At 59.7% G+C, this 15861-nt stretch carries 13 protein-coding genes, 1 other RNA gene and 1 pseudogene; 10 read left to right on the top strand and 5 right to left on the bottom strand.

The window, feature by feature from the left end; genetic code table 11:
- Window positions 1-566 (bottom strand): ZIP family metal transporter (locus tag AB5Y92_RS08860; protein ID WP_368226496.1); only part of this gene is annotated, 566 nt, incomplete at its 3' end.
- Between the two features lie 387 nt (window positions 567-953).
- Between AB5Y92_RS08860 and AB5Y92_RS08855 the strand changes: the two genes are divergently transcribed.
- On the top strand, window positions 954-2585 hold the full coding sequence (locus AB5Y92_RS08855) for a methyl-accepting chemotaxis protein (RefSeq protein ID WP_323914973.1): 1632 nt from the start codon (window positions 954-956) through the stop codon (window positions 2583-2585).
- 403 nt (window positions 2586-2988) lie between these two features.
- Here AB5Y92_RS08855 and suhB read toward each other — a convergent pair whose 3' ends face one another.
- Window positions 2989-3792 (bottom strand): inositol-1-monophosphatase, encoded by an 804-nt coding sequence (gene suhB, locus AB5Y92_RS08850; protein WP_164537091.1) that lies wholly within the window; start codon window positions 3790-3792, stop codon window positions 2989-2991.
- Between the two features lie 199 nt (window positions 3793-3991).
- Between suhB and AB5Y92_RS08845 the strand changes: the two genes are divergently transcribed.
- The 3 genes from AB5Y92_RS08845 to emrD all read left to right on the top strand — a co-directional run bounded on the left by AB5Y92_RS08845 (window position 3992) and on the right by emrD (window position 6737).
- The gene (locus AB5Y92_RS08845) at window positions 3992-4447 is read left to right on the top strand and encodes a hypothetical protein (RefSeq protein WP_064342011.1); all 456 of its coding nucleotides are present in this window, start codon (window positions 3992-3994) and stop codon (window positions 4445-4447) included.
- Window positions 4448-4615: 168 nt separating this feature from the next.
- Entirely contained in the window at window positions 4616-5278 is a 663-nt protein-coding gene (locus tag AB5Y92_RS08840; protein ID WP_005333923.1) for a glutathione S-transferase family protein, read from the top strand.
- A gap of 262 nt (window positions 5279-5540) precedes the next feature.
- Entirely contained in the window at window positions 5541-6737 is a 1197-nt protein-coding gene (gene emrD, locus AB5Y92_RS08835) for a multidrug efflux MFS transporter EmrD (RefSeq protein ID WP_005333920.1), read from the top strand.
- 84 nt (window positions 6738-6821) lie between these two features.
- Here the strand turns inward: emrD and AB5Y92_RS08830 are convergent, their stop codons facing one another.
- Entirely contained in the window at window positions 6822-7730 is a 909-nt protein-coding gene (locus tag AB5Y92_RS08830; RefSeq protein WP_368226494.1) for a LysR family transcriptional regulator, read from the bottom strand.
- Between the two features lie 161 nt (window positions 7731-7891).
- Between AB5Y92_RS08830 and fdhD the strand changes: the two genes are divergently transcribed.
- The gene (fdhD, locus tag AB5Y92_RS08825) at window positions 7892-8689 is read left to right on the top strand and encodes a formate dehydrogenase accessory sulfurtransferase FdhD (protein ID WP_042083754.1); all 798 of its coding nucleotides are present in this window, start codon (window positions 7892-7894) and stop codon (window positions 8687-8689) included.
- Complete coding sequence (locus tag AB5Y92_RS08820; protein ID WP_368226492.1) at window positions 8676-10967, top strand: FdhF/YdeP family oxidoreductase; 2292 nt, start codon at window positions 8676-8678, stop codon at window positions 10965-10967. Before fdhD ends, AB5Y92_RS08820 begins: the two co-directional genes overlap by 14 nt.
- A gap of 165 nt (window positions 10968-11132) precedes the next feature.
- Here AB5Y92_RS08820 and ssrS read toward each other — a convergent pair.
- Together ssrS and zapA are read right to left on the bottom strand one after the other, a co-directional pair.
- A non-coding RNA gene (gene ssrS, locus AB5Y92_RS08815) (6S RNA) lies at window positions 11133-11314 on the bottom strand.
- A 16-nt stretch (window positions 11315-11330) separates the two neighbouring features.
- Window positions 11331-11663 carry a cell division protein ZapA gene (zapA, locus tag AB5Y92_RS08810; RefSeq protein WP_005333910.1) on the bottom strand — a complete coding sequence of 111 codons (333 nt, stop codon included), beginning with the start codon at window positions 11661-11663 and terminating at the stop codon, window positions 11331-11333.
- A 173-nt stretch (window positions 11664-11836) separates the two neighbouring features.
- Between zapA and AB5Y92_RS08805 the strand changes: the two genes are divergently transcribed.
- From AB5Y92_RS08805 to gcvT, 4 genes and pseudogenes are all read left to right on the top strand, one after another.
- Entirely contained in the window at window positions 11837-12406 is a 570-nt protein-coding gene (locus AB5Y92_RS08805) for a UPF0149 family protein (protein ID WP_033138039.1), read from the top strand.
- A gap of 177 nt (window positions 12407-12583) precedes the next feature.
- A complete protein-coding gene (gene ubiH, locus AB5Y92_RS08800) occupies window positions 12584-13807 on the top strand; it encodes a 2-octaprenyl-6-methoxyphenyl hydroxylase (protein ID WP_368226490.1) in 1224 nt (407 codons plus the stop codon).
- A 136-nt stretch (window positions 13808-13943) separates the two neighbouring features.
- Window positions 13944-15212 (top strand): FAD-dependent 2-octaprenylphenol hydroxylase, encoded by a 1269-nt coding sequence (locus AB5Y92_RS08795; RefSeq protein ID WP_368226498.1) that lies wholly within the window; start codon window positions 13944-13946, stop codon window positions 15210-15212.
- A gap of 416 nt (window positions 15213-15628) precedes the next feature.
- Window positions 15629-15861: pseudogene (gene gcvT / locus AB5Y92_RS08790) on the top strand (glycine cleavage system aminomethyltransferase GcvT); the annotation flags it as partial.

Below are 15861 nucleotides of genomic sequence, written 5' to 3'. Positions count from 1 at the left end.
CTGACCCCGATGGCCATCCCCTCCGGCAGGTTGTGCAGGGCGATGGCAAAGACGAACAGCCAGACCCGGGAGCAGCTCTCGTGGCCGGGGCCGCAGGGGCCGGTTTTGTCATGCTCGTGCGGGGTGAACTGATCCAGCCCCAGCATCAACAGCACCCCGAGGGTCATGCCGACCACCACCACGGCGGCGGCGCTAAAGCCGTTGCCGGTAATCCCCTCGGCGGCCTCCAGCCCCGGCAGCAGCAGGGAGAAGGCACTGGCCGCCAGCATCATACCGGCGGCAAAGCCCAGCATGGTGTCCTCAACCTTTTGCGGTACCGAGCGCAGAAACAGGGCGGGCAGGGTGCCGATGGCGGTGGCGGCAAACCCGGCGGCACCACCGATGAGGCCGTAGCGCACGCCGCTGGTCACCTCGCCGGTAGCGAGCATGATGAGACTCTGCAACAGCAGCAACAAGACGGCAGCCAGCGCGATAAAGAGACCGAGGGCGGTAAGTGGCCGCGCCTGCAGTTGTTCACGCAACTGGGCAGACCAGGTTGAAGCGGGCAGATACGAGCTGTTATCCATAAACAGGGCCTCTTGTTACAGCAAATTGTTACAACGAAGGGGGATGGCGCTCCGCCATCGGGTCATGTTGGTCATTACAACGAGTTGATGGCCCCTTGTCCATGCCACTGCCTCGATTGCATTTATCGGTTAACTATTTGAAATGATTTGGTCGCTATAAATATTTTGTGATGAATGTCGGGTTGTGAAGGAAATCAGCTTGCATTCATTTGGTGAAATCTGGTGAAGGATTAGGCGATATTGTGATAGAGTGCGCGCCTCGCGAAATCGTCCTTCCCCCGCTTTCGCAACCTTCCATCTCCCGTCAGGAATGGCCGGGATCAGCTCATACGGATGTGATCGCTACTGTTTACCTGCTTGTCAGCAGTTGAGGATCAACAGCCAATCATGTTTTACAAGAATCTCTCCATCGGCAAAAAGATTGCCGTGGTTTTTGCGGTCATTGCCGCAGTCAACGTTGTCTTCGGTGTTTTTCTCTCCAGTGAATTGCGCGGCGTGCGCGATCGGGTGCTGAATTTTACCGACTCCACTTTGCCGAGCGTGCTCTCGGTCGAAACCCTGCTCTACGACGTCTCTTATGTACGTCGGGCCCAGTTTGCCCTGCTGATGGTGGATGATGCCGCCGACCTGCAGGCCCGTCGTGGCCGCATTCAGGAGAATATTCGCAAGGTTGACGAGGCATTTCGTGCCTACGAGGCGACCGTAGGGGCCGACAACGAGCGCCAGGTGTTTAACCAGGCCAAACAACAGTGGCTCACTTATCAACGTTCGGTAAACGAGTTTGATATGCTGCTGGTGCAGGGTCAGCATGATCAGGCCAAAACCCAGCTGTTTGCCTCCAACCCGCTCTTCGGGGCACTGGAGCAGGCGGTCAACTCGCTGATCCAGGTGAACCTCGGTTTCGTCAAAGAGAACCGTGGCAGCCTGCTTGGCAGCGTCAGCATGGTGACCACCTTCGCCATGGTGAGCATCGGTGCTCTGCTGGTGTTCATGGTGGTGATGACCTGGTTCCTGACTCGCCAGATCTGCCTGCCGCTGCAAGCCGTAGTGGCTCAGGCCAACGCCATTGCCGCCGGCGATCTGACCCATCAGCTGGAGCGTCAGCACATCGGCCGCGACGAGCTGGGGATGCTGGCCAAAGCTTCCCTCAAGATGCAGGACAACCTGCGCGGTCTGATTGAAGAGGTAGTGGCTGCTGTCACCCAGCTTGGCACTGCCATCGAGGAGGTGAGCGCCGTCTCCGAGCAGTCCGCCAAGGGCATTCAGAGCCAGCAGCAGGAGATCTCGCTGGTGGCGACCGCCATGACCCAGATGAAGGCCACCGTGGCCGATGTGGCTGGCAATACCGAAACCGCCTCCAGCTCCGCCAGCTCAGCCAATGCGCTGGCCCGCAACGGCAATCAGGATGTGCAGCGTTCGCTGGTGGCCATCACCCGGGTTGCCGAAGAGATCGAGCAAGCCGGTACGCTGGTGACCGAGCTGGAGCGCGAATCTGCCCAGATCAACGTGGTGGTGGATGTGATCCGCGGCATCGCCGAGCAGACCAATCTGCTGGCCCTCAATGCGGCCATCGAAGCAGCCCGCGCTGGCGAGCAAGGCCGTGGCTTTGCCGTGGTGGCCGACGAGGTGCGCACCCTGGCGGGCCGCACCCAGGCTTCTACTGGCGAGATCGTCGCCATCATCGAAACCCTGCAGGCGCGCGCCAATCAGGCCAAAGAGGTCACTGGCCAGAGCTGCGAAATGATCCGCCAGTGTGTGGATCAGAGCGAGCAGACCAGTAACGGCATCCAGCAGATTGAAGAGGCGGTCGCCCAGATTGCCGACATGGCGATCCAGATTGCCAGCGCCTGCGGCGAGCAGGATGCGGTCTCCGACGAGCTGGGCCGCAACGTCGAGCGGATCAACGAGTCCGCCAACGAGGTGGCTCTGGGCGCCGATCATACTGCCCGCGCCTGTCTGGAGCTGAGCCAGCTGGCGGTGGGTCTGAAGCAGACCATCGGCCGCTTCCGCCTCGCCTGATAAAGGGGCTGGCGTACGCCGGCCTCTTCATTCATAAAAGTCGGGGCGCTTTGTATGCCCTCACGACACCCGGCCATGTGCCGGGTGTTTTTTTATCTGGCGATGGGTTCGAGGCCTGATGGTTGGTGTTCTTAGCAAGAGGATGAAGATCAGGGCAAACAGGAGGCCAGGTTTTTATCCCGGCCTGAGTACGGTGATATTCAAGAAGGTTGGTTAAGGCGTATTTGCTAACGAGAGAAGGGCGACGAACTGTTTTGGGGATGGGGAACGGGGCGAGCAGTTGGGGCGTATGCTACGGGGAAGAAGAGCATAAGCAGTTGGTTGGAATGCTCTGACAGGGTATATCGCAGCAATAAAAAACCGGCTTGCGCCGGTTTTTTTATCTGTCTGCTCGAAGGCTGGCTTATTTAGCCAGAGACTCCGGCAGCTCTTCGCGGATCTTGCCCAGCATCTCTTTCAGGACGCGCGGGTTGGCAACCACGATGTTGCCGGAGTTTTCGTAGTTGTGACCACCTACGAAGTCGGTGACGATGGCACCAGCTTCTTTGGCCAGCAGTTCACCGGCAGCGGTGTCCCAGGGTTTCAGGCCGATTTCCCAGAAACCGTCGATACGACCGGCAGCCACATAGGCCAGATCCAGTGCGGCAGAGCCGGAGCGACGGATGTCGGCACATTCAATGAACATGCTCTGGAACATCTTCAGGTAGGACTCGATGTGGTGCTTTTGTTTGTAGGGGAAACCGGTCGCCAGCACGGTGCCAGCCAGCTCTTTGGCTTTGCCGACACGGATGCGGTAGCCGTTCAGCTGGGCGCCGCTACCACGGGTAGCAGTAAACAGTTCGTCACGGATGGGATCGTAAACAACGGCTTGTTCGGTTTTGCCTTTCACACGCAGGGCGATGGAGACGGCAAAGTGCGGAATGCCTTTGACAAGGTTGGTCGTGCCATCCAGTGGGTCAATGATCCATTGGTAGTCCGGATTGGTCCCGGCAATCTCACCAGACTCTTCAGCAACAATGCTGTGCTCCGGGTAAGATTTCTTGATGGTGTGAATGATGGCCGCTTCGGCTTCACGGTCAACGTTGGTCACGAAGTCATTGCTGCCTTTTTGGATAGCCTCAATGTTCTCGGGCTGGGAGAAGGCTTTTACTACAACTTGACCGGCGTTGCGCGCAGCGCGCACGGCGATATTCAGCATCGGATGCATAGGTTCACCACTGGATGTTAAAGAACGGGGGATAAAAGGACGCGGTATGATACCAGTATTTTGTGCGATGGCAACTGTTATCCCCCTACGACCAATTGATTACCACTGCCAGATTTGACGGCTCCAATATAGACCAGATCTGCGCTAGTCTTATCCCAGCAGCCGGATACAGGCTGTCATGAGCATAGGGATGTGAACCATGAATTTGTCATTAGTGAGTCAGAACGTGTCAGCGGCCAGCGAGGGACTGTTGGCCATCTTGCGGTCATCACCCGAGTATGGTGATCACTTTGCCCACATCACCGTGACCCCCCTGGCCCAGTGGCAACCGGCCAAGACGGAGGCGGCGATCCTGCTGATCGACGGCGATGCGCCCTGGCAGGATGCCGGATTTGCCCGGGGAGAGGATGAGACGATCGGTTTGCCGGTCTTGCCGCTGTTGATCCGCAAGGGAGACAAGGAGCTGACGGTCTGCGGGCCGGATGTGCGTGACCCCCGTTTCTATTTTGTCTCAAACGGCATCGTGCTGGATGAGTCGGAGCTGGCCGAGCCTGCCTGCAGCCGGGTGCTGTTGCGCAAGCTGGAGTCCTACTTCCCGCTGCTTTCCCGCCTGATCATGCTGCGCCAGCGCAAGCCGGTCGCCATGATCAACTAATATCTACCATTGCCAGAGCGCACCAGCGGCGCACCGTGGCCTTGTTTGGCCTACGGTGCGCCGCTTTTTAATGGTCTGGAGCCGGTCACTTGTTGCAAGATGAGGCGGCTATGGTGTTGCACCCTGTTCCAACCGTGCAATCTGGCTATGACCAACAAGGAGTGAATCATGATCGACTTTTACACCGCCGCGACCCCCAATGGTTTCAAAGTGGCGATCGCCCTCGAAGAGCTGGGTTTGCCCTATCGGGTCATTCCTCTCGATTTGTCTGCACTGGATCAGAAGAAGCCCGAGTTTCTCGCCATCAACCCAAATGGCCGTATTCCGGCTATCGTCGATCGGGATAACGACGATTTCGCCGTATTCGAGTCGGGGGCCATCCTCATCTATCTGGCGGAGAAAGCAGGCAAGTTGCTGCCCGCTGATCCCAAACGCCGCTCTCAGGCCATCCAGTGGCTGATGTTCCAGATGGGCGGGGTAGGACCCATGATGGGGCAGGCCAACGTCTTCTACCGCTATTTCCCCGAGAAGATCCCCGCCGCTATCGAACGCTACCAGAAGGAGGGGCGCCGCCTGTTCGAGGTGCTCGACAGCCATCTGGCCCATCATGAATATCTGGCGGACGAGTACAGCATCGCCGACATTGCCACCTGGCCCTGGGTGCGTATTTATGACTGGAGCGGCATCTCCATCGAGGGGTTACCCCATCTACAAGCCTGGATGGATCGGATGGCCGAGAAACCTGCCTGCCAGAAGGGGATCACCATACCGCCACGCAAGGAGCAGCCCGATGAGCTGATCAAGCAGGCGCAGCAGATGGTAACACGTTGATTTTTAACTGCTGACGGGGCGTGCTGCCCCGTAATATTAGAAAAACTAAGGCAAGCCGATTATAAAGATTCGTTCGTTTTTTGTGAGCTGAATCACTATGATGCCCCCATACCACCAAGCGTCCTGTGCGGTGGTTTGGCGGGCTCCCCGCCTACTGTTTCCAACACTGTTTTTGATTGCATCACAGCCTCTGTGATCAGATTCCTCTGGGCCATTTTGTGCCAGAGGGGCGGCAGCATTTTTTCGATTTTTTGGGACTGATATGGATCGGCACAGTTTTTATCCGTTGTTTTTACTGACCATTCTGATGGTCGCTGTGGGCCAGATGACCCAGACCCTTTATGTTCCCTCCATTCCCATGATGGCGGGGGACTTCAATGTGGCCTCGGGCCAGTTGCAGGCGGTGATGGCCTGTTACCTGATCCCCTATGGCCTCTCCCAGTTTGTCTATGGGCCGTTGTCGGATCGTATCGGTCGTCGCCCGGTGCTGATCGTCGGCATGATGGTGTTTCTGGTGGGCACCCTGATCATTCAGGTCATCCCCCATTTTGCCGCCCTGCTAGTGGGTAGCTTTATTCAGGGGCTGGGTACCGGTGCCGGTGGCGCCATGAGCCGTACCGTGATGCGCGATCGTTACAACGGCGCCGAGCTCAACCGCGCCAACAGTCTGGTGAGCATGGGGGTGATCTTCTCCCCGCTGCTGGCGCCGGTGCTGGGGGGATGGCTGACCGAGCTGTTCAACTGGCGCGCCGGGTACTGGTTCCTGTTCGGTTTTGGTGCCGTAGCAACCCTGGCTATCATGGCCTGGTTTGGCGAGACCCTGCCTGCTGCTGCCCGTCAGCCACTGCGCGTCGGTGCTGCCTATCGTCATGTGCTGGGCAACCCCAAGTTTCAGGGCAACCTGCTTTGCCTGATGGCGACCTTTGCGGGACTCGCGGTATTTGAAGCGGCGGCTGGTGTGTTGCTCGGCGATGTGCTTAAACTGAGCGCCCGTACCGTGAGCGTGCTGTTCGTGCTGCCGCTGCCCGGCTATTTGTTCGGGGCCTGGCTCTCTGCCAAGCTGAGCTTCCGTTTGACTCAGGGCAAGCTGATGCGTCTGGGGATCGCCTTTCTGGCGCTCGGCTCCCTCATCATTCTGGTGCCGGGGCTGTTCGGGGTGGTGAGTGCCGCCTCGCTGGTTGGTGGTGCGGCTGTCTACTTCATCGGTAGCGGTATTCTCTACCCGACCGCCACTTCCTGTGCCATCGAGCCCTTCCCGGGTCAGGCCGGTACCGCGGGTGCCATTCTCGGCGGGATGCAGAATCTGGGGGCCGGTGTGGTGACCCTGCTGGCGGCCGGTTTCCCGATGACCGGTCAGGTGACTCTGGGGGCCATCATGACCCTGATGGTGCTGATCGTGGCGCTGAGCTTTGTCTGGTTACGCCACCATGGCTCCCCCCACGAGCAGATGGCGATTTGATGCCCGCGCTTGCTCTCTGAAAGCCCGCCTTCTGGCGGGCTTTTTCTTTGCCAGAACCGGATGAGGTTTACCGCTTGGCCTGCGTCAAGGCGCGTTTGACGGTTCATCTTCTGCCGCCAGTTCAAGAAAGGCACGCATGGCGGGGGTGATGCTCTGTTGGCGGGTCAGAAAGGCGGTATGGCCGATATTCTCCAGCGGAGCGAGTGGCAGGCAAACGAGGTCCGAGAGTTTGCTGGCAGAGCGGGCGAGGCCGGCGCTGACGATGGCCCAGCCCAGCCGGTGGCGTACGGCGCTGACCAGATGGAACAGCGAGTCGGTCTCCAGTACCACGTTGAGCGAGGTTCCCCCCTGCTCGGCGGCGCGATCCAGATATTGGCGAAATTGCATGGTGCGGCTGGGCAGCACCAACGGCTGTTGCTGCAGTTCAGCAAGCGCAATGTCGCCGCTGTGCGGGTACTGATCCGCTTCGTCACGGTTCATCAGCACCGCCATCTGGTTGGCGCCTTGCGGGTAGACATGAAAGGCGCGCCGGCCAGCTCCCCCGGCGGGCTCATCAAATCCCAGTCCGATATCGCACTGATGCAGCTCCAGCTGTGATAGCAGGGCTTCGTTGCTGAGCACCGACAGGCGAATGACGATATCGGGATAGCGCTGCTTGCAGCGGGCGATAAACGGCATGATGTCGAGATTGGACTGGGGCACGATGCCGATACGCAGGGTGCCGGATAGCTCGCCCTGAAACAGCGCCAGCTCCTGCTTGAGCGCCTCCTGCTCCAGCAACATCCGTTCGGCATACTGGCGCACCAGCTCGCCTGCCTCGGTCAGGGCGACAAACTGGCTGGTGCGTACCACCAGATCGGTGCCGACACTCTTTTCCAGCGCGGTAATGCTGGCCGAGAGGGTGGGCTGGGTGATGTGGCAGGCTTTGGCCGCTTTGGCAAAATGCCGGTGTTTGGCCAGCTCGTGAAAGTAGTGAAGTTGCTTGATGTTCATCTGGTTGTAGTGGAGGCAGTGGAACCGGCTATTGAAGAATTAATCAATTGAAAAAACATCTTCGATAGAACAACTCTATCAGGATATAGATTTATTTCATTGGTTTTGCGTCAGTCGCCTCTCTAAACTTGAATGCAGTTTGCATTTTTAGGCCAACCTGCATGCCTGCCCATTCTCCCGTCGCAACCCCCGCCAACTTGCCGTCACTGGATCATCTGGTGGAAGAGGTAGCCGTCGCCATCAACATCAATGGCATCAACCATGCGGTCATGATGGCGACCCCGGACGATCTCGACGACTTTGCCGTCGGCTTTCTGTTTGGCGAGGGGATCATCCGGCATAACCACGAAGTCCACGACATCCAGGTCGCGCCAGCCGAACAGGGTATTGTGCTGGATGTGACCATTGCCAACCGCTCCCTGGCTGCTTTGGCTGAGAACAAGCGTCGGCTGACCGGGGTGACCGGCTGCGGCATCTGCGGCGTAGCGGCGGTGGAGCAGGCGCTGCCCGCATTGCCGGTGTTGCCGCTGACGCCGCCGCTGGATGTGGCCTTGCTGGCGGGGCTGCGTGCTCAGATCGCCCAGTGGCAGCTCAAGGGTCAGCAGCACGGCGCCCTGCATGCAGCGCTGGCGCTGGATGCCGAGGGCCGGATCCTCCACTGCCGGGAAGATATCGGGCGCCACAATGCCCTCGACAAGCTGATCGGCCTGCTGCTGCGTCAACACAGTGCGTGCGACACCCTAGTGGTGACCAGCCGTTGCGGTAGCGAGCTGGTGCAAAAAGCCGTCCGCTTTGGTGCCCGTCATCTTATCTGTCTGGCATCGCCCAGCCAGCTGGCGGTCAGGCTGGCCCTCAAATACAACCTCAACGTCGTTCATATTCCCAAGTTTGATGCCCCGGTCAGCTATTCGAGCTATCGCCCGGCGGATCCCATCGGAGAGTGCCATGAGTCATATTGAAAAGCCCGCCAAAGCCGGAGGTTTTTCGTCCCTGCAATCCACCATGAAACAGGTGCTGCGCAGCCAGAAGACCCGTCAGAACATCAAGAATCTGCTGCGGGTCAACCAGACCGACGGCTTCGACTGCCCGGGTTGTGCCTGGGGTGACAACGACCACGGCACCTTCCAGTTTTGTGAAAACGGCGCCAAGGCGGTGGCATGGGAGTCTACCGGCAAGACGGTGGGGGCCGAGTTTTTCGCCGCCCACTCGGTGCGCCAGCTGGCCACCCAGAGCGACTACTGGCTCGAGTATCAGGGGCGGCTGACCGAGCCGATGCGCTACAACCCGGCGACCGATCACTATGAGCCGATAAGCTGGGACGATGCCTTCACCCTGATTGCCGGCACTCTCAAGGGGCTGAATAGCCCGGATGAGGTGGAGTTCTACACCTCGGGACGTGCCAGCAACGAAGCTTCCTACCTCTATCAGCTGTTTGGTCGCCTGTTTGGCACCAACAACTTCCCAGACTGCTCCAACATGTGCCATGAGGCGAGCGGGGTAGCGCTGATCCAGTCGGTCGGTATCGGCAAGGGCACTGTGGTGCTGGATGACTTCGACCAGGCCGATGCGGTGTTCGTCTATGGCCAGAATCCGGGTACCAACCACCCGCGCATGATGAATGCACTGCGCCAGGCGGCGCGTGGCGGCTGCAAGATCGTCAGCTTCAACAACTTGAAAGAGGTGGCTCTCGAGCGCTTCGCCAGCCCGCAGAGCCCGCTGGAGCTGCTGACCCCGGCGGCCACCACCATCAGCCACCAGTACCTGACGCCGAAACTGGGTGGCGACATGGCCGCCATCCGCGGCATGGCCAAGTACATCCTGGAAGAGGCGCCTGAGGCGGTGGATCGCGATTTCATCGCCCGCCACACCCACCACTTTGCCGAGTACGAGGCGCAGGTGCGTGCCACCGATTGGGCGGCGATTGAGCAGCAATCCGGCCTGACCCGCGCCGACATCGTGCAGGCGGCCCGGGTCTTTGCCGCCAGCCAGCGCATCATCAGCTGCTGGGCCATGGGGGTGACCCAGCATCTGCACTCGGTCGATACCATCCGTGAAATCGTCAACCTGCACCTGATGCGCGGCCAGATTGGCAAGCCGGGAGCGGGACTCTGTCCGGTACGGGGCCACAGCAACGTGCAGGGCAACCGCACCATGGGGATCAACGAAAAGCCGACCGCCGCCTTTATCGACCGGCTCGAGCGTCACCTGCAGGTGAGCCTGCCGCGGGCCCGTGGCCACAATGTGTACGAAGCGCTCAAGGCGCTGGACGAGGGCAAGAGCAAGGTGCTTATTTGCCTGGGTGGCAACCTGGCGGCAGCGGCGCCCGATACCGACTTCACCTACGGGGCGATGAAAAAGGCCGAGCTCAACGTGCAGATCAGCACCAAGCTCAACCGCAGCCATCTGCAGGTGGGCAAGGCGGCGCTGATCCTGCCCTGCCTTGGTCGCACCGAGCTCGATATCCAGCGCACGGGCAACCAGAAGATCACGGTGGAGGACACCTTCAGCATGGTGCACGCCTCGACCGGCGCAGCCGAGCCGGTATCGCCCCTCTGCCTCTCCGAGACCGACATAGTCGCGCGGATGGCTCATGCCACCGTGGGCAGCGAGCGGGTCGACTGGCTGGCTCTGCGCGATGACTATGCCCGTATTCGCGATCTTATCGAGCAGACCATCGCCGGCTTTGCCGATTTCAATGCTCGCATCCAGCAGCCTTGCGGTTTTCATCTCGATAACTCTGCGGCGCTGCTGACCTGGAATACCGCCAGCGGCAGCGCTGAGTTTCGTGCCAGCACCCTGCCGCAATCAGTGCTGCCGGAGTGTACCCGCCATGCCGAGCAGATGGCGGATCAGCCGGTACTGCTGCTGCAGAGCCTGCGCTCTCACGATCAGTACAACACCACCATCTATGGCATGGATGACCGTTATCGCGGCATCAAGGGCCAGCGCAACGTGGTGTTCATGAACGAAGGGGATGCCCGTCGCCTCGGTTTTGCCGAAGGGGACAAGGTCGACATGGCGGCCATCTGCAACGATGGGCGCGAGCGCAGCGTGACCGGTTTTGTGGTGGTGATCTACCAGATCCCGCGTGGCAACATCGCGGCCTACTATCCGGAGACCAACCCGCTGGTGCCTATCGACAGTATCGGCGCCGGCTCGTTTACGCCCACCTCCAAGTCCATTCCGGTGCTGGTGACAGCCTCCCGCCAGCCGGAGAACCTGTTGCTGGTCAAATAAACGGACTAACGCGGCTGGCTGCGCTAACACAGCATGCACTGTGAATGCGGTGATGCCCCTGGTGAGCTTTTCATCCGGGGCATTTTTTCAGCTCTGAAAGGGGTAGGGTTCGTTGATCATCAGGAAAAGAAAAAGCCCGTCACGCTGGTGACGGGCTTTTGCTGTTGGTACCCCGAGATGCCGTTGCCGGTTTGGGCCCTTGAACCGTCGGTTCAAGGCGGGGATCGGATCTGACCGCAGGCTTCTCGGTCGTGCCGAGCATGCGCAATAGCCAGAAGGCAGATCCCCTGTTTGGTATGAATATCGGCTCGGGGACTTGAACCGGCTGACAAACATCCCAGGGAATTTTAAAACGGTTTGCGATTAGGGCTGTTGCCCCTCTTCGCTGGAATCACCATATTGTCCGTGCTCGATCAGGGCCGCTTCGATGGTGCGCTGCAGCATCTTGATCCGCTTGTCCATGGTCTCAGAGTATTGGTGGTTCTTCTCTTTTTCAAGGCAGAGCTCATGACAGAAATTAAGCGCCGCCATGATAGCCAATTGCTCGTTGCTGGAGACTTTGGAGCGTTGACGCAGGTCGATCAACTTGTCGGTCAGCTGCTCGGCGGCCTGGCGCAGGGCATCCTGCTGTCCCAAGGGACAGGATACCTTGTAGGGACGTCCCAAAATGACGATTTCTACGGCCTCTGTGCTCATGCCTTCCTCAATACGGCGGAGCTGATTTCCGCCTTTATCCACGTGGACAACTGGGCGGGACTATATAGCGCAGATGCATAAGTTTCAAGGCCTTGCTGGCTCTGCAAGAGGGAGAATGCTAGGATCCTGACCATTAATTCTGCAAATTTGCCTGAACTTTGAGCGGATCCTCTATGAGCAAAACAAACCCCCTTAAATATGCGGCTGTGGCCGACATCATGGAGCAGCATGAGCTGATGGCCAGTGCAGTCGAGGCCCATGGTGTGATCTGCGGTCTGGTGTGCGGCGGTGTGGCACTGGATGAGAAGAGCTGGGTCCCCCATTTCAACGATCTGGTGAACGACGGTTTTGGCCTGCCGGCCCCGGTGCGCCAGGTGATGACCGATCTTTATCACAATGTGGTCGAGAGTTTGATGGCCCAGAAGGGCGTCGAGCTGCTGCTGCCAAGTGATGATGCTCCCCTCGACGAGCGGATCGATTCGCTGGTGGACTGGTCGCAGGCATTTCTGGCCGGTTTCGGTGTCGTGCAGCAGGAGCTGTCGCGTGCGTCGGAAGAGCTGCAGGAGATGATCCAGGATATCGCCAGCATCACTCAGGTCTCCGCCGAGTTCGATCAGGAAGATGACGAGAACGAAGCCTCCTTCCTGGTGCTCTACGAACACGTCAAGCTGGGGGTCATGATGGCCTTTGAAGAGTTTGGCAAGCGCCCCGATACCCCGAGCGCGCCGCCGACCCTTCATTGAGGTGCGGGTCAACGCGACCCTTACTGAATCTGTAAGAGCGCCTGATGGCGCTCTTTTTTATTCCCTTGTGGTGGCTAACCCTGTGAGGCGCAACCGGTTTTTTGCCGGTGACCTCGCATTCGGCCAGCGGCTTTGTGATAGCATGAGGCCACCTTTTTCACTTCTTCCTCTCTGCTTATGTCTCAATCTGATGTGCGACAGGTCGATGTCACCCTGGTCGGCGGTGGAATGAGCGGCGCCGTGCTGGCCCTCTCGCTGGCAGCCCTGCTTCGATCCGATGGCTCCCCCCTCGAGATCCTGCTGCTGGAGGCAAGCGTCCCCGAACAGCACACCCATTCAGGCTTCGACGCCCGCGCCATTGCGCTCTCGGCCGGTACCTGTGATGCGCTGTTGCGACGCGGACTCTGGCCGCTGTTTGCCCCCCATTGCGCTCCCATTACCCAGATTCATGTCTCGGATCGGGGCCACTTCGGTCAGGCTCGCCTGTCGGCCGCTGAATACGGTCTGCTCGCGCTGGGCCAGGTGATCGAGCTTGCAGCTGCCGGTCATGAGCTGCAACGGGCGATGGCGGTCTCTCCCAATATCCGGGTCTGTTGTCCGGCACGGGTGAGCGAGATTGTGCCCGATGAGGAGAAGGTGACCCTCACCCTTGAGGACGGTGAACAGATTGAGACCCGCCTGCTGGTGGCGGCAGACGGCGGCAACTCCTTTGTGCGTCAGCACTTCAAGTTGCCGGTGACCCGCCACGACTTTGAGCAGCACGCCATCATCGCCACGGTCAAAACGGCGCAAGACCCAGAGGGACGCGCCTTCGAGCGTTTTACCGAAGGGGGGCCGCTGGCCCTGCTGCCAATGCAGGATGGGCTCTCCTCGCTGGTATGGAGCGTCGGGCAGCATGAGGTGGATGAGCTGATTGCCCTCGATGAGGTGGCGTTTCTTGCCCGTCTGCAGCAGGCCTTTGGCTGGCGGCTCGGTCGCTTCGAGCGATGTGGCGTGCGTAATGTCTATCCGCTCATTCTGACCGCCTGCGACTACCCGCTTGCCCAGCGCACCGTGCTGGTCGGTAATGCCGCCCACGCCCTGCACCCGATTGCCGGGCAGGGCTTCAACCTCGGGATGCGGGATCTGGACCTGCTTACCGGCGCCGTAGCCAAGGCGTTGGCAGAGGGGGAGGATATCGGCAGCTTCAAGGTGCTGAACGGTTACTGGCAGCAGCGTCAGCGCGATCAGGCGCAGACCGTCTGGCTCACCTCTTCGCTGGCCCAGCTCTTCTCCAATGGTCACGATCCGCTGGTGGCGGGGCGCAATCTGGCGCTCACCCTGATGGGGCGATTCCCGTGCCTCAAAGCGCCGCTTGCCTCGCGCACCCTGGGCTTTGTCGCTGATGTGTGCGGCAACTAGCCAGCACTTGTTGAGCTGAAGCTGTTGACCGGAAGATGGTGACCGCCATTCGTTGATCAAAACCTATTGAATAAAGAGGTGATGCCTGCGGGCGTCCTCTCGCTGGCCAGCCGGTCAGCCCTGAAAGGATGAGATGATGCAGATGCAAAATGTGGATGTGGTGATTGTCGGTGGCGGCATGGTGGGGCTGGGGCTTGCTGCGGCCTTGAAACATAGCGCCCTCAAGGTGCTGGTGGTGGAGGGGCAACTGCCTGACCCGCAGCTGGGGGAGGTGGCCGATAATCGGGTCAGTGCCCTGAGTCTGGCCAGCCAGCAGATCCTGCGCCATGTCGGCGCCTGGGACGACATTGAAGCGCGCCGCCTGCAGGCCTACGACAAGATGGCGGTGTGGGAGCAGGACAGTTTCGGCCATATCGACTTCGATGCCGCCAGCCTGCGTCAGGCCAACCTCGGCCACATCGTCGAGAATCGGGTGATCCAGCTGGCGCTGCTTGAGGCGATTGAAGGTGCCAGCAATATCCAGTTGCTGACCCCCGCCAGAGCCAAGAGCCTGCAGAGCGGCCCGGCGGGCGCCCTGCTGCTCCTTGAAGATGGTCAGGCCATCTCGGCCAAACTGGTGGTGGCTGCCGATGGCGCCCACTCCTGGGTGCGCCGTCAGGCCGATATCCCGCTCACCAGCTGGGATTACGGTCACCACGCGCTGGTGGCGACGGTGCGCTGCGCCGAACCCCATGAAGCTGTTGCTCGTCAGATCTTCACCCCGGATGGCCCGCTCGCCTTTTTGCCGCTGTGGAAGGATAACCTCTGTTCCATCGTCTGGTCGCTGCCTGCGGCCCGCGCCGAGGCGCTCTGCGCCTGCGATGACGAGCAGTTCAATCGCCAGCTTACCGCCGCCTTCGATGCCCGGCTCGGTCTGTGTAAGGTGGAGGGGCCGCGCAGCGCCATTCCCCTCACTGCCCGCTATGCCCGCGACTTTGCTCGCGAGCGGTTGGTGCTGGTGGGAGATGCCGCCCACACCATCCACCCCCTGGCGGGGCAGGGGGTCAACCTTGGCCTGCTGGATGCTGCCGCGTTGGCGGAGCAGATCTTGCAAAATCATGCCGCGGGTGAGGATATCGGCCTGCTCGCCAACCTGCGCAGCTACGAGCGCTGGCGCAAGAGCGAAGCGGCTCGCATGCTGGCGGCGATGGAGGGGCTCAAGCGGCTGTTCAGCGGGGCCAACCCGCTCAAGAAGCTGGTGAGGGGCGTGGGATTGCGCGCGGCCAATCTGCTGACGCCCTTCAAGGAGGGGGTGATCCGCGCCGCCATGGGGCTGGAGGGAGAGTTGCCCGCATTGGCCCGTCCTGACTGGGTCGTTGCTGCGACCAAGGGCAGTGCCATGCAGGCCAAGGGTGAAAAAAACTAATATTACTCGCCGTTTTTGACAACAAAAGTAATCCGACAAGGCTGACGACCCGTTTTGGGTGTCAGCCTTTAATTTTGCTCTGGAGCGAAACGTTTTTCTGCAAATTGTGACGAAACGGTAAAAATCAAAATTTAATCTCGCCTGAGTCGGCTTATGGCTGTTTTTATCACTGCATTTATCTTAGTGTCTGGAGTCAGTTTTACGGGAGGGGATTAGTTTTTTTTGAGCGGCACGCTCGCCTGCTTGTCATATAATCCGCTCCGTTCAAGGAATCCCTCTTGCCTGGCAAGGGCAGGAGCGAGCACACACTTTTGGATCCGGTCGCTTTTTGCTGCACGCTGTGCAGTCAGAGCGGTGGCGCGGGTCGCGAGGGTGGTCGCCAAAGCGAAAAGGCTTTTTGCTAAGGAAAGAATGCGATGATCCAGACTACTGTACTGCATCCCAAACACCTGGAAGCCGGCGCCAAGATGGTGGACTTCCACGGTTGGGAAATGCCCATCAACTACGGCTCCCAGCTGGAAGAGCACCACGCGGTGCGCAGCGATGCCGGTATGTTCGATGTCTCCCACATGACCATCGTCGATTTGACCGGCGAACGGGTTAAAGCCTTTCTGCAACACCTGCTGGCCAACGACGTGGCCAAACTCAC

This window comes from Aeromonas sp. R1-1, assembly GCF_040908495.1.
GTDB classification, from domain to species: domain Bacteria; phylum Pseudomonadota; class Gammaproteobacteria; order Enterobacterales; family Aeromonadaceae; genus Aeromonas; species Aeromonas veronii.
This window is presented reverse-complemented; position numbering and strand designations above follow the sequence as displayed.

Bases quoted from the DNA above. Each gene is read 5' to 3' on its own strand.
- AB5Y92_RS08820 (WP_368226492.1), top strand. From the start codon at position 8,676: ATGAGTCATATTGAAAAGCCCGCCAAAGCCGGAGGTTTTTCGTCCCTG.
- AB5Y92_RS08830 (WP_368226494.1), bottom strand. From the start codon at position 7,730: ATGAACATCAAGCAACTTCACTACTTTCACGAGCTGGCCAAACACCGG.
- fdhD (WP_042083754.1), top strand. From the start codon at position 7,892: ATGCCTGCCCATTCTCCCGTCGCAACCCCCGCCAACTTGCCGTCACTG.
- zapA (WP_005333910.1), bottom strand. From the start codon at position 11,663: ATGAGCACAGAGGCCGTAGAAATCGTCATTTTGGGACGTCCCTACAAG.
- AB5Y92_RS08795 (WP_368226498.1), top strand. From the start codon at position 13,944: ATGCAGATGCAAAATGTGGATGTGGTGATTGTCGGTGGCGGCATGGTG.
- AB5Y92_RS08805 (WP_033138039.1), top strand. From the start codon at position 11,837: ATGAGCAAAACAAACCCCCTTAAATATGCGGCTGTGGCCGACATCATG.
- suhB (WP_164537091.1), bottom strand. From the start codon at position 3,792: ATGCATCCGATGCTGAATATCGCCGTGCGCGCTGCGCGCAACGCCGGT.
- AB5Y92_RS08855 (WP_323914973.1), top strand. From the start codon at position 954: ATGTTTTACAAGAATCTCTCCATCGGCAAAAAGATTGCCGTGGTTTTT.
- ubiH (WP_368226490.1), top strand. From the start codon at position 12,584: ATGTCTCAATCTGATGTGCGACAGGTCGATGTCACCCTGGTCGGCGGT.
- AB5Y92_RS08840 (WP_005333923.1), top strand. From the start codon at position 4,616: ATGATCGACTTTTACACCGCCGCGACCCCCAATGGTTTCAAAGTGGCG.
- emrD (WP_005333920.1), top strand. From the start codon at position 5,541: ATGGATCGGCACAGTTTTTATCCGTTGTTTTTACTGACCATTCTGATG.
- AB5Y92_RS08845 (WP_064342011.1), top strand. From the start codon at position 3,992: ATGAATTTGTCATTAGTGAGTCAGAACGTGTCAGCGGCCAGCGAGGGA.